This window comes from Photorhabdus noenieputensis (assembly GCF_018448935.1).
Classification (GTDB): Bacteria; Pseudomonadota; Gammaproteobacteria; order Enterobacterales; family Enterobacteriaceae; genus Photorhabdus; species Photorhabdus noenieputensis.
In genome coordinates this window covers 1-410 of the sequence record NZ_RCWC01000192.1, presented here as the reverse complement: position 1 = coordinate 410, position 410 = coordinate 1, and the positions used below count along the sequence as shown (strand labels likewise).

General features: G+C 54.4%; 1 protein-coding gene. It reads left to right on the top strand.

Features of this window, described 5'->3' with window-relative positions; all coding sequences use genetic code 11:
• A partial coding sequence (locus EAE91_RS23810; protein ID WP_214090580.1) for an AMP-binding protein occupies window positions 1-410 on the top strand: 410 nt, incomplete at both ends.

Here is a 410-nt window from a genome sequence, read left to right as displayed (position 1 = left end):
TGCCCAGCCGTTTGAACCGGAACGGGTATGTGGCTATATGCAGCAGGCACTGGAGAGCCTGGCAGAGGCATTGGAACAAACCCCGGAAACGCCGGTACGGACGTTGAATATTCTGCCGGAAGCGGAGCGTACACTGTTGCTGAAAACCTGGAACGCCACGGAAACCGCGTATCCTGATGCATTGTGTATTCATCAATTGTTTGAACAGCAGGTGGAGCAAACCCCGGATGCGATAGCATTAGTGCATGAAGAGCAAACCCTCAGTTATGCGGAATTAAATGCCCGTGCTAACCGTCTGGCTCATCAGCTAATTGAACTGGGCGTAGCGCCGGATCAACGAGTGGCGATTTGCGTGGCACGCTCACCGGCTATGGTGGTGGGGGTATTGGCAATACTGAAAGCCGGTGGCG